Source organism: Pseudomonas sp. D4002, assembly GCF_013385665.1.
Taxonomy (GTDB): domain Bacteria; phylum Pseudomonadota; class Gammaproteobacteria; order Pseudomonadales; family Pseudomonadaceae; genus Aquipseudomonas.
Genome location: NZ_JACAPN010000046.1, coordinates 1 through 22,038, shown reverse-complemented (window position 1 = coordinate 22,038; position 22,038 = coordinate 1). Strand labels below are relative to the sequence as shown.

General features: G+C 60.8%; 26 protein-coding genes. 12 read left to right on the top strand and 14 right to left on the bottom strand.

All coding sequences use genetic code 11. The features are described from left to right. The first annotated feature begins 28 nt into the window (after positions 1-28). Complete coding sequence (cysD, locus tag HX824_RS27910) at positions 29-946, top strand: sulfate adenylyltransferase subunit CysD (RefSeq protein ID WP_003208447.1); 918 nt, start codon at positions 29-31, stop codon at positions 944-946. Positions 947-955: 9 nt separating this feature from the next. After that, positions 956-2,854 (top strand): sulfate adenylyltransferase subunit CysN, encoded by a 1,899-nt coding sequence (cysN, locus tag HX824_RS27905; RefSeq protein ID WP_008432291.1) that lies wholly within the window; start codon positions 956-958, stop codon positions 2,852-2,854. Between the two features lie 168 nt (positions 2,855-3,022). On the opposite strand, the gene HX824_RS27900 is transcribed toward cysN, so the two are convergent. From HX824_RS27900 to HX824_RS27890, 3 genes are read right to left on the bottom strand one after another with little or no spacing between them, the layout of a single operon-like run. Next, positions 3,023-3,922 carry an acyltransferase gene (locus tag HX824_RS27900; RefSeq protein WP_003208452.1) on the bottom strand — a complete coding sequence of 300 codons (900 nt, stop codon included), beginning with the start codon at positions 3,920-3,922 and terminating at the stop codon, positions 3,023-3,025. Continuing rightward, on the bottom strand, positions 3,923-6,022 hold the full coding sequence (pta, locus tag HX824_RS27895) for a phosphate acetyltransferase (protein WP_003208454.1): 2,100 nt from the start codon (positions 6,020-6,022) through the stop codon (positions 3,923-3,925). A 60-nt stretch (positions 6,023-6,082) separates the two neighbouring features. Next, on the bottom strand, positions 6,083-6,421 hold the full coding sequence (locus HX824_RS27890; protein ID WP_003208456.1) for a DUF3565 domain-containing protein: 339 nt from the start codon (positions 6,419-6,421) through the stop codon (positions 6,083-6,085). Here HX824_RS27890 and HX824_RS27885 point away from each other — a divergent pair. The 3 genes from HX824_RS27885 to HX824_RS27875 all read left to right on the top strand — a co-directional run bounded on the left by HX824_RS27885 (position 6,390) and on the right by HX824_RS27875 (position 8,828). Continuing rightward, a complete protein-coding gene (locus HX824_RS27885; RefSeq protein ID WP_003208457.1) occupies positions 6,390-6,875 on the top strand; it encodes a peptidylprolyl isomerase in 486 nt (161 codons plus the stop codon). The genes HX824_RS27890 and HX824_RS27885 overlap by 32 nt on opposite strands. Positions 6,876-7,010: 135 nt before the next feature. Further along, a complete protein-coding gene (locus tag HX824_RS27880) occupies positions 7,011-7,493 on the top strand; it encodes a glutathione peroxidase (protein WP_102606072.1) in 483 nt (160 codons plus the stop codon). A 231-nt stretch (positions 7,494-7,724) separates the two neighbouring features. Further along, complete coding sequence (locus tag HX824_RS27875) at positions 7,725-8,828, top strand: NADH:flavin oxidoreductase (protein WP_003208465.1); 1,104 nt, start codon at positions 7,725-7,727, stop codon at positions 8,826-8,828. Here the strand turns inward: HX824_RS27875 and HX824_RS27870 are convergent. Further along, positions 8,797-9,999, bottom strand: coding sequence for a glycosyltransferase family 1 protein (locus HX824_RS27870; RefSeq protein ID WP_008432296.1), 1,203 nt, complete (start codon positions 9,997-9,999; stop codon positions 8,797-8,799). The two genes, HX824_RS27875 and HX824_RS27870, sit on opposite strands and share 32 nt — an antisense overlap. A gap of 64 nt (positions 10,000-10,063) precedes the next feature. Further along, entirely contained in the window at positions 10,064-10,819 is a 756-nt protein-coding gene (cysZ, locus tag HX824_RS27865) for a sulfate transporter CysZ (protein ID WP_003208468.1), read from the bottom strand. Positions 10,820-11,112: 293 nt separating this feature from the next. Here cysZ and trxB point away from each other — a divergent pair, with 293 nt between their 5' ends. Beyond that, positions 11,113-12,075: a thioredoxin-disulfide reductase gene (gene trxB / locus HX824_RS27860; RefSeq protein WP_003208470.1), complete on the top strand. Its 963-nt coding sequence runs from the start codon at positions 11,113-11,115 to the stop codon at positions 12,073-12,075. Positions 12,076-12,257: 182 nt separating this feature from the next. Here the strand turns inward: trxB and HX824_RS27855 are convergent, their stop codons facing one another. The 6 genes from HX824_RS27855 to HX824_RS27830 are packed head-to-tail and all read right to left on the bottom strand — an operon-like array spanning position 12,258 to position 15,195. Continuing rightward, complete coding sequence (locus HX824_RS27855; RefSeq protein ID WP_008432300.1) at positions 12,258-12,599, bottom strand: HopJ type III effector protein; 342 nt, start codon at positions 12,597-12,599, stop codon at positions 12,258-12,260. Beyond that, complete coding sequence (locus HX824_RS27850; protein ID WP_003208473.1) at positions 12,592-12,888, bottom strand: DUF1244 domain-containing protein; 297 nt, start codon at positions 12,886-12,888, stop codon at positions 12,592-12,594. The genes HX824_RS27855 and HX824_RS27850 overlap by 8 nt, the downstream gene beginning before the upstream one ends. A gap of 23 nt (positions 12,889-12,911) precedes the next feature. Then, on the bottom strand, positions 12,912-13,283 hold the full coding sequence (gene folX, locus HX824_RS27845; protein WP_003208474.1) for a dihydroneopterin triphosphate 2'-epimerase: 372 nt from the start codon (positions 13,281-13,283) through the stop codon (positions 12,912-12,914). Positions 13,284-13,285: 2 nt separating this feature from the next. Then, positions 13,286-13,846: a GTP cyclohydrolase I FolE gene (gene folE, locus HX824_RS27840; RefSeq protein ID WP_003208476.1), complete on the bottom strand. Its 561-nt coding sequence runs from the start codon at positions 13,844-13,846 to the stop codon at positions 13,286-13,288. A 20-nt stretch (positions 13,847-13,866) separates the two neighbouring features. Then, on the bottom strand, positions 13,867-14,577 hold the full coding sequence (gene folM, locus HX824_RS27835) for a dihydromonapterin reductase (RefSeq protein ID WP_008432306.1): 711 nt from the start codon (positions 14,575-14,577) through the stop codon (positions 13,867-13,869). Positions 14,578-14,634: 57 nt separating this feature from the next. Beyond that, on the bottom strand, positions 14,635-15,195 hold the full coding sequence (locus HX824_RS27830; RefSeq protein ID WP_008432309.1) for an antibiotic biosynthesis monooxygenase: 561 nt from the start codon (positions 15,193-15,195) through the stop codon (positions 14,635-14,637). Positions 15,196-15,440: 245 nt separating this feature from the next. Between HX824_RS27830 and HX824_RS27825 the strand changes: the two genes are divergently transcribed. Then, positions 15,441-16,367, top strand: coding sequence for a MerR family transcriptional regulator (locus HX824_RS27825; RefSeq protein WP_003208481.1), 927 nt, complete (start codon positions 15,441-15,443; stop codon positions 16,365-16,367). A gap of 2 nt (positions 16,368-16,369) precedes the next feature. Here HX824_RS27825 and HX824_RS27820 read toward each other — a convergent pair whose 3' ends face one another. Continuing rightward, a complete protein-coding gene (locus HX824_RS27820; RefSeq protein ID WP_003208483.1) occupies positions 16,370-16,975 on the bottom strand; it encodes a hypothetical protein in 606 nt (201 codons plus the stop codon). 58 nt (positions 16,976-17,033) lie between these two features. Further along, complete coding sequence (locus tag HX824_RS27815) at positions 17,034-17,501, bottom strand: PAS domain-containing protein (RefSeq protein ID WP_008432316.1); 468 nt, start codon at positions 17,499-17,501, stop codon at positions 17,034-17,036. A 113-nt stretch (positions 17,502-17,614) separates the two neighbouring features. On the opposite strand from HX824_RS27815, the gene HX824_RS27810 reads away from it, so the two are divergent. Beyond that, a complete protein-coding gene (locus HX824_RS27810) occupies positions 17,615-18,070 on the top strand; it encodes a flavodoxin (protein WP_003208486.1) in 456 nt (151 codons plus the stop codon). Here HX824_RS27810 and HX824_RS27805 read toward each other — a convergent pair. Next, positions 18,051-18,947 carry a LysR family transcriptional regulator gene (locus HX824_RS27805; RefSeq protein ID WP_003208487.1) on the bottom strand — a complete coding sequence of 299 codons (897 nt, stop codon included), beginning with the start codon at positions 18,945-18,947 and terminating at the stop codon, positions 18,051-18,053. The genes HX824_RS27810 and HX824_RS27805 overlap by 20 nt on opposite strands. A 99-nt stretch (positions 18,948-19,046) precedes the next feature. Between HX824_RS27805 and HX824_RS27800 the strand changes: the two genes are divergently transcribed. The 4 genes from HX824_RS27800 to HX824_RS27785 all read left to right on the top strand — a co-directional run bounded on the left by HX824_RS27800 (position 19,047) and on the right by HX824_RS27785 (position 21,943). After that, positions 19,047-19,433, top strand: coding sequence for a CidA/LrgA family protein (locus tag HX824_RS27800; protein WP_008432321.1), 387 nt, complete (start codon positions 19,047-19,049; stop codon positions 19,431-19,433). Further along, positions 19,423-20,109 carry an LrgB family protein gene (locus HX824_RS27795; RefSeq protein WP_003208490.1) on the top strand — a complete coding sequence of 229 codons (687 nt, stop codon included), beginning with the start codon at positions 19,423-19,425 and terminating at the stop codon, positions 20,107-20,109. Before HX824_RS27800 ends, HX824_RS27795 begins: the two co-directional genes overlap by 11 nt. Positions 20,110-20,258: 149 nt before the next feature. Beyond that, complete coding sequence (locus HX824_RS27790) at positions 20,259-21,041, top strand: class II aldolase/adducin family protein (RefSeq protein WP_003208491.1); 783 nt, start codon at positions 20,259-20,261, stop codon at positions 21,039-21,041. Further along, positions 21,041-21,943: an alpha/beta fold hydrolase gene (locus HX824_RS27785; protein ID WP_102368142.1), complete on the top strand. Its 903-nt coding sequence runs from the start codon at positions 21,041-21,043 to the stop codon at positions 21,941-21,943. Before HX824_RS27790 ends, HX824_RS27785 begins: the two co-directional genes overlap by 1 nt. The last annotated feature ends 95 nt before the right edge of the window (positions 21,944-22,038 follow it).

Sequence of the window (22,038 nt, the reverse complement as noted above, 5' to 3'; positions counted from 1 at the left end):
CCATAAGATCGTTTTTCCGTGAGTAACCATGGTCGACAAACTGACGCATCTGAAACAGCTGGAGGCGGAAAGCATCCACATCATCCGCGAGGTCGCCGCCGAGTTCGATAACCCGGTGATGCTCTACTCGATCGGTAAAGACTCCGCCGTGATGCTGCACCTGGCACGCAAGGCCTTTTTTCCGGGCAAGCTGCCGTTTCCGGTGATGCACGTCGACACCCGCTGGAAATTCCAGGAGATGTACAAGTTCCGCGACAAGATGGTCGAAGAGCTTGGTCTTGAGTTGATCACTCACGTCAACCCGGACGGGGTGGCGCAGGGCATCAACCCGTTCACCCACGGCAGCGCCAAGCACACTGACATCATGAAGACCGAGGGCCTGAAACAGGCGCTCGACAAGTATGGTTTCGATGCTGCATTCGGCGGTGCCCGTCGCGATGAAGAGAAATCCCGTGCCAAAGAGCGCGTGTACTCGTTCCGCGACAGCAAGCACCGCTGGGACCCGAAAAACCAGCGCCCGGAGCTGTGGAACGTCTACAACGGCAACGTCAACAAAGGCGAGTCGATCCGTGTGTTCCCGCTGTCCAACTGGACCGAGCTGGACATCTGGCAGTACATCTACCTGGAAGGAATCCCGATTGTCCCGCTGTACTTCGCCGCCGAACGCGAAGTGATCGAGAAGAACGGCACGTTGATCATGATCGACGACGACCGCATCCTCGAGCACCTGTCCGACGAAGACAAAGCCCGAATCGTCAAAAAGAAAGTACGTTTCCGTACCCTTGGCTGCTACCCGTTGACGGGCGCGGTGGAGTCCGAAGCCGAGACGCTGACGGACATCATTCAGGAAATGCTCCTGACGCGAACTTCCGAGCGCCAGGGCCGTGTCATCGACCACGATGGTGCAGGCTCGATGGAAGATAAAAAACGTCAAGGCTATTTCTAAGGGGCTGTCATGTCGCATCAATCTGATTTGATCAGCGAGGACATCCTCGCCTACCTGGGCCAGCACGAGCGCAAGGAAATGTTGCGCTTCCTGACCTGTGGCAACGTCGACGACGGCAAGAGCACCCTGATCGGGCGCCTGCTGCACGACTCCAAGATGATCTATGAAGATCACCTGGAAGCCATCACCCGCGATTCGAAAAAATCCGGCACCACCGGTGACGACATCGACCTGGCGTTGCTGGTCGACGGCCTGCAGGCCGAGCGTGAGCAGGGCATCACCATCGACGTTGCCTACCGCTACTTCTCCACCGCCAAGCGCAAATTCATCATCGCCGACACCCCCGGCCATGAGCAGTACACCCGCAACATGGCCACCGGTGCCTCCACCTGTGACCTGGCGATCATCCTGATCGACGCCCGCTACGGCGTGCAGACCCAGACCCGTCGCCACAGCTTCATCGCCTCGTTGTTGGGCATCAAGCACATCGTGGTGGCCGTCAACAAGATGGACATCAATGGCTTTGACCAAAGCGTATTCGAGTCGATCAAGGCTGATTACCTGAAGTTTGCCGACGGTATCGCGTTCAAGCCGAGCACCCTGGCCTTCGTGCCGATGTCGGCCCTCAAGGGCGACAACGTGGTGAACAAGAGCGAGCGTTCGCCCTGGTACACCGGGCAGTCGCTGATGGAGATCCTCGAGACCGTCGAGATCGCCAATGACCGCAACTACACCGACCTGCGTTTCCCGGTGCAGTACGTCAACCGTCCGAACCTGAACTTCCGTGGTTTTGCCGGCACCCTGGCCAGCGGCATCGTGCACAAGGGCGACGAAGTCGTGGTGCTGCCGTCGGGCAAGAGCAGCCGCGTCAAATCCATCGTCACCTTTGAAGGTGAACTGGAAAACGCAGGTCCCGGCCAGGCCGTGACCCTGACCATGGAAGACGAAATCGACATCTCCCGTGGCGACCTGCTGGTGCATGCCGACAATGTGCCGCAAGTGACCGATGCTTTCGACGCCATGCTGGTGTGGATGGCTGAAGAACCGATGCTGCCGGGCAAGAAATACGACATCAAGCGCGCCACCAGCTACGTGCCGGGTTCCATCACCAGCATTGTGCATCGCGTGGATGTGAACACCCTGGAAGAAGGCCCGGCGAGCGCCTTGCAGTTGAACGAGATTGGCCGGGTCAAGGTCAGCCTCGACACGGTCATCGCCCTGGACGGTTACGCGAGCAACCGCACCACCGGTTCGTTCATCGTCATCGACCGTTTGACCAACGGCACCGTGGCTGCGGGCATGATCATCGCGCCGCCGGTGACCCATGGCAGCGCGGCGCAGCACGGCAAACTGGCTCACGTGGCCACCGAAGAACGCGCCCAGCGCTTCGGCCAGCAACCGGCGACCGTGTTGTTCAGCGGCTTGTCGGGCGCCGGCAAAAGCACCCTGGCCTACGCGGTTGAACGCAAGCTGTTCGACATGGGCCGTGCGGTGTTTGTGCTGGACGGCCAGAACCTGCGCCACGACCTGAACAAGGGCTTGCCGCAGGACCGTGCCGGGCGTACCGAGAACTGGCGTCGTGCCGCGCACGTGGCGCGTCAGTTCAACGAAGCCGGCTTGCTGACGTTGGCGGCGTTTGTTGCCCCGGATGCTGAAGGGCGTGAACAGGCCAAGGCGCTGATCGGCGGTGATCGTTTGCTGACCGTGTACGTGCAGGCTTCGCCGCTGGTGTGTGCCGAGCGTGATCCGCAAGGTTTGTACGCGGCGGGCGGCGATAACATCCCGGGTGAGTCGTTCCCGTATGACGTACCGTTGAATGCGGACCTGGTGATCGACACCCAGGCGTTGTCGCTGGAAGACAGCGTCAAGCAAGTGCTGGAACTGCTGCGCCAGCGCGGCGCGATCTAAGCTTCACGCGCGCAAAAAAGCCCGCCATGTTGGCGGGCTTTTTTATGGGGCCTTGGAAACAACTCGGTCAAACGTGGGAGCGGGCTTGCTCGCGAAAGCAGAGTGTCAGCCGCCACATGTATAGGCTGGCACACCGCATTCGCGAGCAAGCCCGCTCCCACATTTTGATCAGTGACTGGCGGGATAATCTGTGTGCAATTTGGCGAGCAGCACATCCTTCTCTTCCCACAACCGGTTGATCCAGCCCTGGAACGCCAACCGATACTCCCCATCCTGCTCGTAATTCTTGCCGATAAACTCGGCCGGAATCTGCACCTCTTCAAACTGCACGACAACGTCCTTCACATTCCCGCACAGCAAATCCCAATAACCGGGGCGCCCACCAGGATAGTGAATGGTCACGTTCACCAGCGACTTCAGCTGTTCACCCATGGCATCCAGCACAAAGGCAATGCCGCCGGCCTTGGGCTTGAGCAGGTAGCGAAACGGTGACTGTTGCTGTGCATGCTTGCCCGGGGTAAACCGCGTGCCTTCGGCAAAGTTGAAAATGCCCACCGGGTTGTGGCGAAACTTCGCGCAGGTCTTGCGGGTAGTTTCCAGGTCCTTGCCTTTCTTCTCCGGGTGCTTTTCCAGGTACGCCTTGGTGTAGCGCTTCATGAACGGGAAGCCCAGCGTCCACCACGCCAAGCCAATCACCGGGACCCAGATCAACTCTTGCTTGAGGAAGAACTTCAGCGGGCGAATGCGCCGGTTGAGCACGTATTGCAGCACCATGATATCGACCCAGCTCTGGTGGTTGCTGGTCACCAGATATGAGTGTTCATAGTCCAGGCCTTCCAGGCCTTTCAGGTGCCAGCGGGTGCGTCGCACCAGGTTCATCCAGGCCTTGTTGTTGCTGATCCAGGCCTCGTGGGTCTGGTTCATCAGCCATTCGCTGAAGCGCTTGGCAAACGGCAGCGCCTTGAACAGCGCCACGATAAACAGGAACGAGCACAGCAAAATCGTATTCAACGCCAGCAACAGCGAGGCGATCACCCCGCGCACGGCGGCAGGTAGAAAATCCAGCATTTAGACATCCATAGGTCGGTTGGCGGCTTGAATCGCGGTCAATGCGATCGTGTACACGATGTCGTCCACCTGCGCCCCGCGGGGCAGGTCGTTCACCGGTTTGCGCAGGCCTTGCAGCATCGGCCCCAGGCTCACGCAATCAGCGCTGCGCTGCACCGCCTTGTGGGTGGTATTGCCGGTGTTGAGATCCGGGAACACGAACACCGTGGCCTTGCCCGCCACCAGGCTGTTGGGCGCCAGTTGCCGGGCCACGCTTTCGTTGGCGGCGGCGTCGTACTGCAACGGGCCGTCGATCAGCAGCGAGCTTTGGGCTTCGTGGGCGAGCAGGGTGGCTTCGCGGACCTTCTCGACCTCCTCGCCCGTGGCCGAATCACCGCTGGAGTAACTGATCATCGCCACCCGTGGCGTGATACCGAATGCGGCGGCCGAGTCGGCGCTTTGCAGGGCGATTTCCGCCAGCTCCGCCGCGCTGGGGTGCGGGTTCATCACGCAGTCGCCGTATACCAGCACTTGCTCGGGGAACAGCATGAAAAACACCGACGAGACCAGGGTGCAGCCCGGCGCGGTCTTGATCAGTTGCAAGGCCGGGCGAATGGTATTGGCAGTGGAGTGGATGACGCCGGAGACCAGGCCGTCCACTTCATCCAGGGCGAGCATCATGGTGGCGATCACCACGGTGTCTTCCAGTTGCTGCTCGGCCATCGGCGCGTTGAGGCTTTTGGTTTTGCGCAGGGCCACCATCGGTTCCACGTAGCGCTGGCGAATCAGGTCGGGGTCGAGAATCTCCAGGCCTTCGGGCAGCTCGATGCCATGGGCGCGGGCTACGGCTTCCACGTCGGCCGGCTTGGCCAACAGTACGCAACGGGCGATCCCGCGTGCCTGGCAGATGGCGGCGGCCTGCACGGTCAGCGGCTCGCTGCCTTCGGGCAACACGATGCGCTTGTTGGCCGCCTGGGCGCGCTGGATCAGTTGATAACGGAACACCGCCGGCGACAGGCGCATCTCCCGCGGCGTGCCGCAGCGTTGGTGCAGCCAGCGGGCGTCGAGGTGGCTGGCGACGAAATCGGTGATGATCTCCGCACGTTCGCGGTCATCAATCGGGATTTCCTTGTTCAGGCTGTTGAGCTGGTTGGCGGTGTCGTAGGAGCCAGTGCTCACCGACAGCACCGGCAAACCGGCCTGGAACGCGCCCCGGCACAGGTCCATGATCCGTGGGTCGGGCAGGGTGTCACTGGTCAGCAGCAGGCCGGCCAACGGCACGCCGTTGATGGCGGCCAGGCTGACAGCGAGGATGATGTCGTCGCGGTCGCCGGGGGTCACCACCAATACGCCGGGCTTGAGCAGCTCCACAGTGTTACGCATGGTGCGGGCGCAGATGATGATTTTGGTCATGCGCCGGGTTTCGTAGTCACCGGCGTTGAGGATCTGCGCGCCCATCAGGTCGGCCACGTCGCGGGTGCGCGGGGCGTTGAGTTCCGGCTGGTAGGGGATGCAGCCCAACAGGCGGAAATCGCCGCTGCGCAACAACGGCGAATGCTCTTTGAGCCGTGCCGAGAACGCCTCCATGCTTTCGTCGGTGCGCACTTTGTTGAGGATCACGCCCAACACTTTTGGATCTTTCGGGCCGCCGAACAGCTGGGCCTGCAATTCCACGCGGCCGGAGAGTTCGGTCAGCACTTCGTTTTCCGGGGCCGAGACCAGGATCACCTCGGCGTCCAGGCTCTTGGCCAGGTGCAGGTTGACCCGGGCCGCATAGCTGGCACTGCGGGTCGGCACCATGCCTTCGACGATCAGCACGTCCTTGCCCACGGCGGCTTGCTGGTAAAGGGTGATGATTTCTTCCAGCAGCTCGTCGAGCTGGCCGTCGCCGAGCATCCGTTCGACATGGGCCAGGCCCAGAGGCTGGGGCGGTTTCAGGCCGTGGGTGCGGGCTACCAGCTCGGTGGAGCGCTCGGGGCCGGTGTCGCCGGGGTGCGGCTGGGCAATCGGTTTGAAGAAGCCGACTTTCAGCCCGGCCCGTTCAAGGGTGCGCACCAGCCCAAGGCTGATGGAGGTCAGACCCACACCAAAATCGGTGGGCGCGATAAAAAAAGTCTGCATGCGAATTCTCTGGAGGTGCATGGCTTCGGTGGCGGCCTATGGCTGGCTGCCTACCGGGAATCAGGTGCCAAGGTTATCTTTATCTGAGCCTTGCGCACACCAGCCGCACGTAAAGGGCTTGTCTATTTTTTCAAGGCGTTGCGCCGGGTCCGTGACCCAGGCCCGGGATTGCCAGGGTGGCTGGTGGCGCAGGTGCTGGGTGTGGCCGCAGGAAAGCTCGACGACCCAGTGCCGGTCTTCGTCCTGGTGAAATCCGACGACCGTCGGGTCAGTTGTTCGACCCCGTCCGTCCGGGTTGTGTTCGCTTTCGGGCAAATCCTTGTTTAGACTTGTCCGTTCTTCATTCTTCTGCAAAAGGTCTCGCCCCATGCCGATCGCCGCCAATAAGGCTGTCTCCATTGACTATACCCTGACCAACGACGCTGGTGAGGTCATCGACAGTTCTGCCGGCGGCGCGCCGCTGGTCTACCTGCAAGGTGCAGGTAACATCATCCCGGGCCTGGAAAAGGCCCTGGAAGGCAAAGAGGTCGGTGACGAACTGACCGTTGCCGTAGAACCTGAAGATGCCTACGGCGAATACGCTGCCGAACTGGTCAGCACCCTGAGCCGCAGCATGTTCGAAGGTGTCGACGAGCTGGAAGTGGGCATGCAGTTCCACGCTTCCGCTCCGGACGGCCAGATGCAAATCGTCACCATCCGTGACCTGGACGGCGACGACGTGACCGTCGACGGCAACCACCCGCTGGCTGGCCAGCGCCTGAACTTCCAGGTGAAGATCGTCGCTATCCGTGACGCTTCCCAGGAAGAAGTGGCCCACGGCCACGTGCACGGCGAAGGTGGTCACCACCATTAATTGACTGAGCGACGCTCTGTCAGTTGGAAAAAGGCGCCTTCGGGCGCCTTTTTCATTTGGCGGCTATTCTTGCCGACTTGGCGGCTGTAATCTCGAATGGCCGTTACGAAGAACATGGGATATCTGGAGTTCGTCATGAGTGCTTTCCACGACCTTAAACTCAAAGCCCTGGATGGTCAGGAGCTGCCTCTGGCGCCCTTCAAGGGGCAAGTCGTGCTGGTGGTCAACGTCGCCTCCAAATGTGGGTTGACCCCACAGTACGCCGCGCTGGAAAACCTCTATCAGCAATACAAAGACCAGGGTTTCACCGTACTCGGGCTGCCGTGCAATCAATTTGCCGGGCAGGAACCGGGTACTGAAGAAGAAATCCAGAAATTCTGCAGCCTCAACTACGGCGTGACCTTTCCCCTGGGCAGCAAGCTTGAGGTGAATGGCCACGATCGCCACCAGCTGTATCGATTGCTGGCGGGCGAGGGCGCCGAATTTCCCGGGGACATCACCTGGAACTTCGAGAAATTCCTGTTGGGCAAGGACGGCCGGGTGCTGGCGCGTTTCTCGCCGCGTACACCGCCGGATGACCCCTCCATTATTCAGGCGATCGAAAAAGCATTGAGCTGATACTTTCAGCATTGTCGAGTGAGTTTCTGTGGCAAGGGAGCTTCCTGTGGCAGGGAGTTTCCTATGGCAAGGGAGCTTGCTGTGGCGAGGGAGCTTGCTCCCGCTGGGCTGCGAAGCAGCCCCATGCCCTCCCGCTTTTACCCCTTAATCACCCCAATCAATAGTGCTATCCAACACGCTGCACACTCCATATTATCCACATCATAAATTCCTTTCCGATGGAGTGCTCCCATGCCTGTCCAAGCCTTGTTCAAACCGTTCCAGCTCGGTGCACTGCAACTGCCGAGTCGCGTGGTCATGGCGCCGATGACCCGTTCCTTTTCTCCGGGTGGCGTGCCCAACTCCAAAGTGATCGAGTACTACCGCCGCCGCGCCGCCGCCGGTGTAGGCCTGATCATCACCGAAGGCACCGTGGTCGGCCACCCGGCTTCCAACGGCTACCCGAACGTCCCGCACTTCTACGGTGAAGCCGCCCTGGCCGGCTGGAAGAAAGTAGTCGACGCGGTACATGCCGAAGGCGGCAAGATCGTTCCGCAACTGTGGCATGTGGGCAGCGTACGGCGCATCGGCACCGAGCCGGATGCCAGCGTGCCGGCTTACGGCCCCACCGAAAAACTCAAGGACGGCAACGTCGTCGTCCACGGCATGACCGTGCAAGACATCAAGGACGTGATCGCCGCGTTCGCCCAGGCTGCCAAGGATGCCCAGAGCATCGGCATGGACGGCGTTGAAATCCACGGCGCCCATGGCTACCTGGTGGACCAGTTCTTCTGGGAAGGCACCAACCAGCGCACCGACGAATACGGCGGCAGCCTGGCCAACCGTTCGCGTTTCGCCATCGAATTGATCCAGGCCGTCCGCGCCGCCGTGGGCCCGGACTTCCCGATCATCCTGCGTTTCTCCCAGTGGAAGCAGCAGGACTACACCGCGCGCCTGGTGCAAACCCCGGAAGCCTTGGGTGAATTCCTCAAGCCGCTGTCTGACGCTGGCGTGGATATTTTCCACTGCTCCACCCGCCGTTTCTGGGAACCGGAATTCGAAGGCTCCGAGCTGAACCTGGCCGGCTGGACCCGCAAGCTCACCGGCAAGCCGACCATCACCGTGGGCAGCGTCGGCCTGGATGGCGAGTTCCTGCAGTTCATGGTCAACACCGACAAAGTGGCGCAACCCGCCAGCCTGGAAAAACTGCTGGAGCGCCTGAACAACGACGAGTTCGACCTGGTCGCTGTGGGCCGTGCGCTGCTGGTGGATCCGGATTGGGCACTGAAGGTTCGCGAAGGCCGTGAAGGCGACATCCTGCCGTTCAGTCGTGAGGCGTTGACGACGTTGGTGTAAGGGGCGACAGGGCGGGCACCGGTTGCTCGTCCTCGCACACCCCGCGTAATTGGCGCTCAAACTGCTCGATAATCGCCGGCCAACCCTGACGGCTGGCGTGTTGCCGGGCATTGAGCCGCACCCGGCGCAAGCTCTCGCGCTCTTCCAGCAGCCAATTGGCCGCATCGCAAAACGCTTCTTCATCCCCCGGCATCGCCAGCACGCCGCTGTAGCCATGGCGAATGTGCTGGGTTGCGGCCGCCTGGTCGTATGCCACCACGCCCAACCCTGAAGCCATGGCCTCCAGCACCACGTTGCCGAAGGTTTCGGTCAGGCTGGGAAACAGGAACACATCCCCGGACGCGTAATGCCGGGCCAGTTCTTCACCGCGCAAGGTGCCGCAGAAAATCGCCTCCGGCAGTTCCTTTTCCAGCATCGCCCGTTGCGGGCCATCGCCGACGATGATCAGTTTCATCTGGCGCAGTGGATAGGTGTCCTGCAGCGTCTCGAAACAGCGCTTGAGTAACCCGAGGTTTTTTTCCTGGGCCAGGCGGCCGACATGCAGCACGGCAGTTTGCTCACTGGTCAGTGCCCAACTTTCACGCAACGCATTGTCGCGTTTGGCCGGGTGAAACAGCTGGCTGTCGACACCGCGCGCGAGCATGCCCAGGCGCTCGAAATGGCGCCGCTCCAGCTCCAGTCGCTGGCTGGCGCTGGGCACCAGGGTCAGGGTCGAGCGGTTATGGAACCAGCGCAGATAGTGGGTCAGCACCCGGCTCAGCATGCCCAGGCCGTACTGGTTGGAATACTGCTGGAAGTTGGTGTGAAAGCCACTCACCACGCTGATCCCCAGGCGCCGCGCCGCCCGCAACGCCGACAAACCCAGCGGCCCTTCCGTGGCGATATACAACACATCCGGGCGCTGGCGGGTCCAGCGCCGCAACAGCTTGTGCATCGACGACTGGCCCCATTGCAGCCCCGGGTAGCCCGGCAGCGGCCAGCCGCGACAGAGCATCAGGCCGTCGTCGCTGGGCCGGCTCTGGTCGCTGCCCTGTCGTGGGCGAACCAGTTCGACTTGATGCCCGCGCGCGCGCAAACCGTCACACAGGCGGCCAAGGGTATTGGCCACCCCGTTGATCTCTGGCGGGAAGGTTTCGGTGATCAGGGTGATGTGGAGCGAAGCTGTCGTCATGACCCACAGTGTCGGCGTGGGCCATGTCGTCATTGTGTCTTTTGGATGATGGATTTGTGACGGCTCAGGCCTTTTTAATGGCCATGGCCTCGGCGCCTTGCTCACGCACCCAGAACAACGTCGCCCCAGCCACCGCTGCCGGCATCATCAGCAGGTTGACCACTGGCACCAGCAGCACCAGGTAGACGATGCCGCCAAAACTCATGCTCTGCCAGCGCTTCTGGCGCAGCCAGGCGAGCATTTCGTTCCAGCCCAGCTTGTGGTTGTCCGCCGGGTAGTCGATGTACTGGATCGCCATCATCCACACACCAAACAGCAGCCACAGCGGCGCCGCCACCAGATTGACCACCGGGATGAACGACAGGATAAACAGGCCGATAGCCCGGGGCAGGAAGTAACCCAGTTTGCGCATTTCCCGGGCCAGGGTGCGCGGGACCATGGCCGCCAGTTCGCCCCAGCTGAACGCCGGGAAATCATCGGTGCCGCGCACCACCACTTCGACCTTTTCCGACAGAAAGCCGTTGAACGGCGCGGCAATGATGTTGGCAAGCATGGTGAAGGTGAAAAACACCATCAGCACCACCAGCACCACAAATAAAGGCCACAGCAGGTAATTGAGGAAGCTCAGCCAGCTCGGCAGGGTCGGCATCAGCGTGTCGACCCACAGGCTGAACTGATGGCCGGCGAAGTAGATCAATCCGACGAACAGGATCAGGTTGATTGCCAGCGGCAGCAGCACAAACAGCCGCAGGCCGGGGCTGAGTACCAGTTTGAGACCTTCGCGCAGGTACTGTGGGCCTGAAAGAACGGGGGCGGGCATGGATAACTCCGGGCAATAGGGGCGAACGCGCCGACCTTACCGGCTTTGGGAGTACCGGGAAAGCACGGCCCGCATCGCGACATTAACGGTAACAAAGGTGTCGATTAATAGAAGGCATGGGATAGAGACCACCTATGAGCTGGATTGTTAATCCGTATTTCCTTAATCTTGCCTCCCTCTATACGCTGCACCCATTATTTTCAGGATCTGCGAGTTCAAGCCTTCCCCAAGTGCTTCGCGGTCCTTTTTTATTCCAGCCGTTCTGTAGTCCGGGCGGTCGATAGGAGTGAGTCATGTCTGATACCCGTCATTCGCGAGTGATTATTCTCGGTTCCGGCCCTGCCGGTTACAGCGCTGCCGTCTACGCTGCCCGGGCCAACCTCAAGCCGTTGCTGATCACCGGCATGCAAGCGGGCGGTCAGTTGACCACCACCACTGAAGTCGACAACTGGCCGGGCGACGTCCACGGCCTGACCGGCCCGGTGCTGATGGAGCGCATGAAAGAGCACGCCGAGCGTTTCGAAACCGAGATCGTGTTTGATCACATCAACAAGGTCGACTTCTCCAAGAAGCCTTACAGCCTGACCGGCGACAGCGGCGTGTACACCTGTGACGCGCTGATCATCGCCACCGGCGCCAGCGCTCGTTACCTGGGCCTGCCGTCGGAAGAAGCGTTCATGGGCAAGGGCGTTTCCGCCTGCGCAACCTGCGACGGTTTCTTCTACCGCAACAAGCCAGTGGCTGTGGTCGGTGGCGGCAACACCGCGGTGGAAGAAGCGCTGTACCTGGCCAACATCGCCAGCACCGTGACCCTGGTTCACCGTCGCGAGACCTTCCGCGCCGAGAAGATCCTGATCGACAAGCTGCATGCCCGCGTGGCCGAAGGCAAGATCATCCTCAAACTCAACGCCACCCTGGATGAAGTCCTGGGCGACAACATGGGCGTGACCGGTGCTCGCCTGAAGAACAACGACGGCAGCTTCGACGAGCTGAAAGTCGACGGCGTGTTCATCGCCATCGGCCACACTCCGAACACCTCGTTGTTCGAAGGCGTGCTGGATGCCAAAGATGGTTACCTGATCGTGCAGGGCGGCCGTGAAGGCAATGCGACTGCCACCAACATCGAAGGTATCTTCGCTGCCGGTGACGTGGCCGACCACGTGTACCGCCAGGCGATCACCTCCGCCGGCGCCGGTTGCATGGCGGCACTGGATGCCGAGCGTTACCTCGACGGTTTGAAGGACGCTTCGTTCTAAACCGCAGAAACAAAAAAACCGGCTGCGAGGCCGGTTTTTTTATGCACGGGATTTGATGATCACCGCAGTCCAAATGTGGGAGCGGGCTTGCTCGCGAAAGCGGTGTGTCAGTCACCCGATGTATTGACTGACACTCTGCTTTCGCGAGCAAGCCCGCTCCCACATTTTGATCTATGTCTGACTCAGGATTTGCGGGTCAGTGGCTGTGCGGCAAACTTCACACCCGCCAACCCATGCTCGATCAGCGCACGAATGTTGCCATGGTCACTGCCTTCAGGCGTGGCCAGCACCGAACGGTAATGCTCGCCAAACGCCAACAGCGCTTCCTGGTCGCTCAAGCCTTCCAGCAGCGCCAGGCCCAGGGTCTTGCACGAACCTTCGTTCTGCCCGGCGGCGTTTTCCACGCTGCCATTGGTGAACGCTTGTGGCTGGTAGTCGTAACCCGCAGCCACAAAGGCCAGGGTATCGGCAAAAACATGTTCGCCACTGTTGAGGCTGGCGCGCAGGGTGTTCAGGTCAGTCATGGGGTTTTCCTTTGGCGAATGCCGCTTGCTGTTCGGCACTGGCTTCTTGCTGGTATTGGGCTTTCCACTCGGCGTACGGCATGCCGTACACCACTTCACGGGCGTCATCGAGGCTCAGCTCGATCTGGCGCTCGTCGGCCTCGGCCTTGTACCACTTGGACAAGCAGTTGCGACAGAAGCCCGAGAGGTTCATCAGGTCGATGTTCTGCACATCCTTGCGGCTGTCCAGGTGGGCCACCAGCCGGCGGAAGGCGGCGGCTTCGAGTTCGAGGCGTTGTTGATCGTTCATGATGCTCACTGCAAAGGTAAGGGTTAGCGACTGGCCGCCAGGGTGATCGACACCGATTCGGCAAAACGCAACGCATGGGGTTTGTCGACTTCGACTTCGGCGTACAGCACCGATGTATTGCTCATCACCAGGTCGAGGATCTCCTGGGTCAGGCGCTCCAGCAGGGCAAAGCGGTTGCCTTCCACATGGGCGATGATCGCCTTGGTGATGGTGCGGTAGTTCAACGCGTGGTCGATGTCGTTGTCGCGCACGGCTTCCTGGGCGGCATACAGGATGGTCAGGTTGATCAACACATCCTGCTTGTTGAGGATTTCATCCTCGTTGATCCCGATAAACGTGCGCAGGCACAGGTCCTTGACCCGGATGCGCGCCATGCCTGGCTGAAGTTGTGGCATTGCTACTTGCTCCGTCCAATCAGTTGCAGGAACTCCATGCGCGTGGTGTTCGACTCGCGGAAGGCGCCGAGCATCACCGAGGTGTTCATGGTTGAATTCTGTTTTTCGACACCGCGCATCATCATGCACATGTGCCTGGCTTCGATCACCACCGCCACGCCGGCGGCCTGGGTCACCGTCTGGATGGCGTCGGCAATTTCGCGCGTGAGGTTTTCCTGGATCTGCAGGCGACGGGCGAACATGTCGACGATACGCGCCAGCTTCGACAGGCCGAGCACCTTGCCGGTCGGAATATAGGCCACATGGGCCTTGCCGATAAAGGGCAGCAGGTGATGCTCGCACAGCGAATACAGCTCGATGTCCTTGAGGATCACCATCTCGTCGTTGTCGGAGGAAAACAGCGCACCGTTGACGATTTCTTCCAGGTTCTGCTCGTAGCCGTGACACAGGTACTGCATGGCCTTGGCGGCACGCTTTGGCGTGTCGAGCAAACCCTCGCGCTCGGGGTCTTCACCCAGGCCCTTGAGGATCTCGCGGTAGTGGTGGGGCAGGGACAAAGTCATACAACATCCTCGCAAACGGCTTACTTGATATGCCGCCCGCCGTTGACGGTCAGGGTGGTACCGGTGACATAAGGGTTATCCAGCAGGTAGCGCACGCTCTGGTAAATCACCTCGGGGCCGGGCTCGATGCCCAGTGCCGCCTTGGCCAGGACCTTGGCGCGGTAGGCCGCGTCGTCGCCCTCGTTGAACATCACCATTGCCGGGGCAATGCCGTTCACCTTGATATCCGGTGCAAGCTGCGCGGCAAACGACAAGGTCAGGCTGTCGAGCCCGGCCTTGGTGGCGCAGTAGGCAATGTGCTGGCGGCTGCCCTTGCGGGTCACGTCATCGCTGATGTGCACGATATCCGCAGGCGTGGAGCGTTGGAGCAGGTAAGCACAATGCAGGTTGATCAGGTACGGCGCAAGCATGTGCACGCTGAACATGTCGGTAAAGGCGCGGCTCTCGTCGCCGGGCGCTTCCGCTTCCCAGGCCGAGGCATTATGAATGATCGCCCGCAGGCTTTGGGTGTGCGTCTTCAGTTCGTCGATGAAGGCGAGAATACCGGTCTCATTGGAGAAGTCGGCAAACACACCGATCGCACCGCGTTCGCGCAAGGCTTGCACGCCGGGACGTTCGCTGCGGTAGCTGAAAATCACTGGCTGCCCTTCGTCCAGCAGGCGCTGGGCGCAATGCAGGCCGACGCGCTGGCCGGCACCGGTGATCAGGATCGGGGCGGGTGTTGAAGACATGGGAGGCTCGAGTCGCTGGCAGGCTAAAACTATACCAGCGAGCGGCCTCCCTTGTACTCAAGCAGCGGCTTCGGTGGCCTTTACCCGGGCTGGCGCCGGATGCAGCCAACCGGCCAGCAGGTGGGTCGACAACGGGATAAAGAAGTAAACCATCAATGGCGTGAGCGCGAGGGTGCTGACCAGCACACGGCTCAGCAACCCCAACTCGCTGAGCAGCGGCTCAAGGCCGAAGTTGAACAGCAGCGACACCGGGAAAAATGCCAGCCAGATGGCCACGGCCTGCTTCCAGCGCGGCGGACGTGCGGCGGCGGCGCCAAACCAGCCGTCGATACCGCGTACGCGATGCTCCGACGGCGCAGCAAACAGCTCACTGCCACGCCCGAGCCATGCACCACGGGAGGCGGAAAACTCCCACGCATGCAGGGTTTTTTCGTCGGCGAAGCGGAAAATAATCTGGAACTCGTCATCGTTGGGCGGCGGTGCAAGCACGCCTGAACCCAGGTAACCGGGGAAGTCCGTGGCCAATTGCTCGCCTTCGCGCAGCCAGGCCATCAACTCTTCATAGCGGCCCTTGGCCACGCGGCGCGCAACCATCAGGGTGACGGGGGAGGTAGACATTGTGTATCTCCATAAGGATCAGGTGCACTGGGCCGGGTAGGCGGCGCACGAACGAAGCTGCGGGGTAAGCAGCCACGTTGAAAAAACAGGCAAGGATTATTCCTGTTTTGCAGAAATACACCAGCGACATTGGTCGGCTTGTCGAAGACCTTGAATCGGACAGCTGTATGGGCGTTAAATGGGATCCAAGTTCCTGACAGTATATTGATGCCCTGATGTCTGTAATGACTGCTTCACGTCCCGACATGGCCCTTGGCAACCCTGCCGATTCCGATGAGCTGTTTCCGATTCGCGAAGTCGCGAGATTGACAGGCATCAACCCTGTCACCTTGCGTGCCTGGGAACGGCGTTACGGGCTGATCCACCCGGTTCGCACCGAAAGTGGGCACCGCCTGTATTCGCGCACCGATATCGAGACCGTTCATCGCATTCTTGACTGGATCGAGCGTGGCGTGGCCGTGAGCAAGGTCGGCAAGATCCTCGCCCGCGACGATCATCAAGTCGAAGCGGCGGCTGCTTCGCCGGCAGGTGCAGAGCATGAGTGGGCCCAATGGCAGGCGCAGTTGCGAACGGCCGTCGGTGCCTTCGACGACCGGCAACTGGACCGGTTGTATGGCCAGATTTTCGCTGCCTACCCGGTCGCGGTGGTGTTCCAGGACATCCTGATGCCCCTCTGGCAGCAACTGTTGCGACATCAGGGGTTGTTTGGCCAAACCAGTGAATGGCTGTTTTTTGATGGATTCCTGCGCAGCCGAACCTGGAAACGCCTGCAGATAGGCTGTGCCTCAGCGGCGCCGCGGGTATTGCTGGCCGCCATTGCGGGGGAGTGCCGAGAGCTGGAGTTGTTGGTCGCAGGCCTGTTGATGAGCGGTGACGAGTTGGCGGTCAAGGTTCTGGCTGTGGGCCAGCCGATGGATGAATTGACCCTTGTCTGTGAAAAAACCAGGCCACAAGCCCTTGTGGTGTTCTCCAATCACTCGCCGGCCAATGGCTTGCCTCGGCGCCTTGAACGGTTGGCCCTGACCCTGGATTGCCCACTGTTGCTGGCCGGCGATGCGGCGGAGTTGGCGCAGGAACAACTGGCGGGTTCATCCGTTGGCTGCCTGGGTAACGAAGGGCGATTGATGCAGCGCCGCTTGCAGCAGTTTCTGCGCGGTAACCTGGATACCTGACTTCAGGCGTGGACTTCGGGGTGAAAAAGGCGATGTTGCTGCAGGATAAACTGGCGCAGGCGCTCGGTCTCATCCACATCGTTCTGGCTCAGGCGGTAGGCGAACAATCCTCGGGCAGTTTCCCGTTCCAGCGTGCCCCGCACCGAAATGCGCTCGTACCCGGACGGACTGAACCACAGCGAAAAGGTTCTTGGCGCCTTGATCCGCCCGCGAATTTCCACCAGCAATCCCTTGAATGACACCTCATGCACCCACAGCGCACCGGGCTGGCCCTTGATGTTTTCCAGGGGTACCGGCTCTTCGAGCGCCAGGCGCCACGGGCGGATCATCGGCCCGTCTTCGAAAATACTCGGTACACCCAGCCGCAGATGCACGGCATGAAACTCGTCTTCCACCAATTGCAGCGGAAACGTCATTTGCTGGTTGTCGAATTGGGCCTGGAGGGTGACATGGTCATGGGCGGCCAGGCGGGTGAGCAGATCTCGAATCTGCGCACCGCCATTGACCGTCAGGCTCGACGACGCGTCCCGCACATTGAGTTGCGGGTTATGGTGCATGGTCTGAATAAAATCCAGCTCGTCCTGCGTCAAAAGCGCGTCGCGTTGCATTGATCTTGCTCAAGAAAAAGGTATTAAAACGCCATTATCTCTTTAAAGACCGCGTTTTCTAGTTTTTGTTAGATCCGCTCGTCGCCTTGAGTGCCGCAAGCTCCGCCTTGAGGTCAGCCAACTGGGCTTCCAGTTGCGCGACACGCTGCTGGGCCTTGACCTGAACGGTCACATCCTTCTGCACGCCGACCACATAGGTCTGTTTGTCGGCCGGGTTGTAAACCGTCGATAACGACAGCTCGTTCCAAAAATGTGTGCCGTCCTTGCGGTAATTGCGCAGGATTTCCCGGCAGGCGCCGCCACTCTCCAGGGCTTCGCGAATCGCCATCAGGCCCGGCTGGTCACGGTCACCCGATTGCAGGAAGCGGCAATCCTGATAGAGGATTTCGTCGAGGGTGTAGCCGGTCATGCGCTCGAACGCCGGGTTTACGTAAATCAGTGGCATATCCTTGCCTTCGCGCTCGGCGATAACGATGCCGTCGTTGGAAGCGTTGATCACCAGTTGCATCAGCTTGGCGTTAATCATTGAGCGGTCCATGGCTTGTCTTGGGAATTCGAAGTTTAAGACATGCCGGCAGCCTGTCCACTGGCCCCAGCTGTTAATATCCCAGGCTTTTAGTCAGCTACAGGATCAGATTGATGAAAGTCGCCATCCTTTCCGGCTCGGTGTACGGCACCGCTGAAGAAGTCGCCCGTCACGCTGCAAGCATTCTCAACGCTGCCGGTTTCGACGCCTGGCACAACCCGCGCGCCACCCTGGCCGATGTGCAGGGTTTTGCCCCCGAGGCCTTTTTAGCCGTGACCTCCACCACCGGCATGGGCGAATTGCCCGATAACCTGCAACCGCTGTATTCGACCATTCGCGACCAACTGCCGGCCGCCTGGCGCGGACTACCAGGCGCGGTGATCGGGCTGGGCGACGCCAGCTATGGCGACACCTTCTGCGGGGGCGGCGAGCAAATGCGCGAGCTGTTTGCCGAGTTGGGCGTGCACGAAGTGCTGCCGATGCTGCGCCTGGACGCCAGCGAAAGCGTGACCCCGGAAGCCGACGCCGAGCCGTGGCTGGCCGAGTTGGTTACTGCACTGCGCGGTTGACCGGGAACTCGCGCAATAACGCCAGCCAGGCCTGGGCGGCTTTCGACAGGTAGGCACCCTCACGCCAGATAAAGGCAATGTCCCAGCGCAGGTAGTCCGGCGCCTTGAGTGTCAGGCGCACCACCCCGGGCCTTATCAGGCCCCGGGCTACTACGCTGGGCAGCAGCACCACGCCTTGGCCGGCGGCCACCAGGGCCGCAAGGAAATCCGCCTGGCCGCTGCGACCACTTTCCTTCGGGGTGAAGCCCAGTTGCTGACAGGCCTGTAGCAGGCGGTCGTTCAACACAAAACTGCGCTGATACATCAGGAACGGCGTGTCAGCCAACTCCTCCAGGCGGATCTGCGCGTTATCGGCCAATGGATGGTCCATCGGCAGCAGGGCATCCAGCGGTTCATCGCAGAATGCCTGCCAGGCGAATGCCGGGTCGCTGGGCATCAGGCTGCCGCCCACTTCCAGCTCTCCGCTCAAGATCGCCTGCTCGATATTGCGGCTGCCGCCTTCCAGCAACTGGATGGTGACGTTCGGATAACGGCGGCGGTATTCGGCAAACAGCCCGGCGAACAACGTGTCGCCGCCCAACTGCGGCAGGCCCATGCGCAACTCGCCACGGGTCAACTGATTCAAGTCATCCAGCTCACTGAGCAATTCGGTTTGCTGGCGCAGCATGGCCTCCGCCCGCTGCAGCACCACTTGTCCGGCAGCCGTCAGGCGAATCTGCGAACCCAGGCGATCCAGCAGCGGCGTGCCCAGGCTTTGCTCCAGTTGTGCCACCTGCTTGCTGACGGCGGATTGGCTGATGTGCAGGGTTTTGCCGGCCTGGGTAAAGCCGCCGCGGTGGATCACTTCGACAAAGCTGCGCAGTTGTTTAAATTCCATCGACATGATTCCAGTTTGGAATAGCTTGCAGTCTAACAATTCGCTGTGGGGATGCCAGGGGCCTCTTTAAAATGGGAGCCCTGCGAGGACCCAAAGCTCATGAAACGTTTCACCTTCAAAGTCGTCGGTCGGTTGTTGACTGAACTGATTGTGCTGCTGGCCATATATTTTCTGGGCTGCCAATTGGCCGCCTGGCTGAGCTGGCCTATTCCCGGTGGTGTGATCGGCCTGGGCCTGTTGTTGCTGACCTTCGCCACCGGCCTGGTAAAACCGGCGGCTCTGCAACTGGGCGCCGGTGTACTGATGGCGGAGATGCTGCTGTTCTTCATTCCTGCGTTGATGAGCCTCTTGGACTACGGTGGCCTGGTAAAGCACGACGGCTGGCGGATCATGTTGGTCATCGGCTTCAGCACCTTGTCGGTGATGCTGGTGACTGCGTTTACCGTGGAATTCGTCTGCCGCTGGAAGCTGCGCCATGAAGCTTGAGCTGATGCCGATGTTCTGGCTGGCGCTGACCCTCGGTGCCTACGGCTTCAGCCGGTGGATCTACCGGCGCACCGGGCGCTACCTGCTATCGCCGCTGATCCTGGTGCCGGCGCTGCTGCTGGCGGTGGCCGTGCCCATGAAAACCGCCTATGCCGAATACGCCACAGACACCCACTGGCTGATGCTGGTGCTGGGCCCGGTGACCGTGGCGTTCGCGATTCCGATCTGGCAACAGCGCCAATTGCTGGTGCGCCACTGGTCAGCGTTATTGCTGGGGATGGTCGCGGGCAGCGCGGCGTCCATCGCCACTTCGTATGGCCTGGCCAAGGCCCTCGCTCTCGACAGCTCGGTGACGATGTCGTTGGTGCCCCGTTCGATCACCACCCCGTTCGCGATGCCGGTGTCTTCCGACCTGGGCGGCGTGCCGGAACTGACGGCGGTGTTCGTGATGTTCACCGGGGTGTTTGGCGCCATGCTCGGCGGCGTACTGCTCAAGTGGTTGCCGTTGCGCACGCCATTGGCTCGTGGCGCATTGTTTGGCGTGGGCGCTCATGGCGCGGGTGTCAGCCGGGCTCATGAAGTGGGCGGCGAGGAAGGCTCCGTGGCGGGCCTGGTAATGGTGCTGACCGGCTTGCTCAACCTGTTCGCCGCGCCTTTATTGGCGTCGCTTCTCTGACACGCGCAGAACAAAATCGAACTATCCTCAGGACTGACCCGTTCGGTCATCAAGCTGGCTGCCAATGCAACTACGGCGGCCTCGAGGTCTGACTAGACTGCCTCTTCACTCAAAAAAACAATAATAAGCGCGCCAAGGAGGTCATTGCCGTGAGCCTAGCCACTGTTCAATCGACACACAGTGTAAAAGACCAGGTCAGCGCGGCCGAATGGCAGGCCCGCGTCGACCTCGCCGCGTGCTATCGCCTGGTGGCGATGCATGGTTGGGACGACCTGATTTTCACCCACATCTCGGCCAAGGTGCCGGGCACCGAAGACTTCCTGATCAACCCCTACGGGCTGATGTTCCACGAGATCACCGCGTCGAGCCTGGTGAAGGTCGATCAGGCCGGCAACAAGCTGATGGACAGTCCCTACGAGGTCAACCCGGCGGGCTACACCATCCACAGTGCGGTGCACGAAGTACGGCACGATGTGGTCTGCGTGCTGCACACCCACACCGCTTCCGGCATTGCCGTCTCCGCGCAGAAACAGGGCGTGCTGCCCATCAGCCAGCAATCGTTGTTCGTGCTGTCCAGCCTGGCCTATCACGCCTACGAAGGTGTGGCGCTGAACCACGAGGAAAAGGCCCGTTTGCAGGCCGACCTTGGCGAAAACAATTTCCTGATGCTGCACAACCACGGTCTGCTGACCTGTGGCGGCAGCATCGCCGATACGTTCCTGATGATGTTCATCTTCCAGCGCACCTGCGATATCCAGGTGATGGCGCAGAACGGTGGCGCTGAACTGATCAGCATTGCGCCGCAGATATTGGCCGGTGCCCGGGCGATGATCGCTGGGGTCACCAAAAGCGCTCAGGGCATGGGCGGCGCGCTGGCGTGGCCGGCGTTGCTGCGCAAACTCGATGCACTCGACCCCGGGTATAAAAGCTGATGCCACTCGCCGAGATCCCGCTGCGCATCTGGCGCCAGCGTGCCCAGAGCTTTGAGTTTCGCGGCCGCACCATTCGGTACTGGGTGGCGGGGCAGGGCGAGCCGTTGCTGCTGATCCATGGTTTTCCCACGGCCAGTTGGGATTGGCATTACCTCTGGCAGCCGTTGGCCCAGCGCTATCAAGTGATTGCCTGCGACATGCTGGGGTTTGGCGATTCGGCCAAGCCGCTGGACCACACCTATTGCCTGCTGGAGCAGGCGGACTTGCAACAGGCGTTGCTGGAGCATCTTTGGGTGCAGCAGCCGGTGCATGTGCTGGCTCATGATTACGGTGACAGTGTTGCGCAGGAATTGTTGGCGCGGCATTACGAAGGCCGGTTTCGGATGGGCAGTTGTGTGTTTCTCAACGGTGGGTTGTTTCCGGAGACGCATCGTCCGGCGTTGGTGCAGAAGCTGTTGCTGAGCCCGTTGGGGTGGATGATCGGGCGGGCGTTTGGGCGTAATGCGCTGGCCAATAGTTTCGGGCAGATTTTCGGGCCGGCGACTCGGCCCAGTGAGAGTGCGCTGGATGATTTCTGGAGCTTGATCGAGAGCCAGGATGGGCCGCGGATTTTGCACAAGTTGATTGCGTATATTCCTCAGCGTCGGCGGCAGCGGGATCGATGGGTGGCGGCCATGCAGCGGGGGGAGGTGCCGTTGCGGGTGATCGATGGGGAGGTTGATCCGATTTCCGGGGGGCATATGGTTCAGCGTTATCGTGAGCTGGTGCCGCACGCGGATACGGTGTTGCTGGCGAATATTGGGCACTACCCGCAGATTGAGGCGCCGGTGCAGGTGTTGAAGCATTATTTGGCGTTTCGGGAGGGGCTTGGGGTTGGGGCTGCTCGGGTGGCTTATTCTTGATTGGGGTTGAGTACATATCCGTTATTTAGGTAACGGCGGCTTATGGTTCCGCTCTTACAGCGGGTCACTTTTGAAAAGCGTGTACGGACCGGACA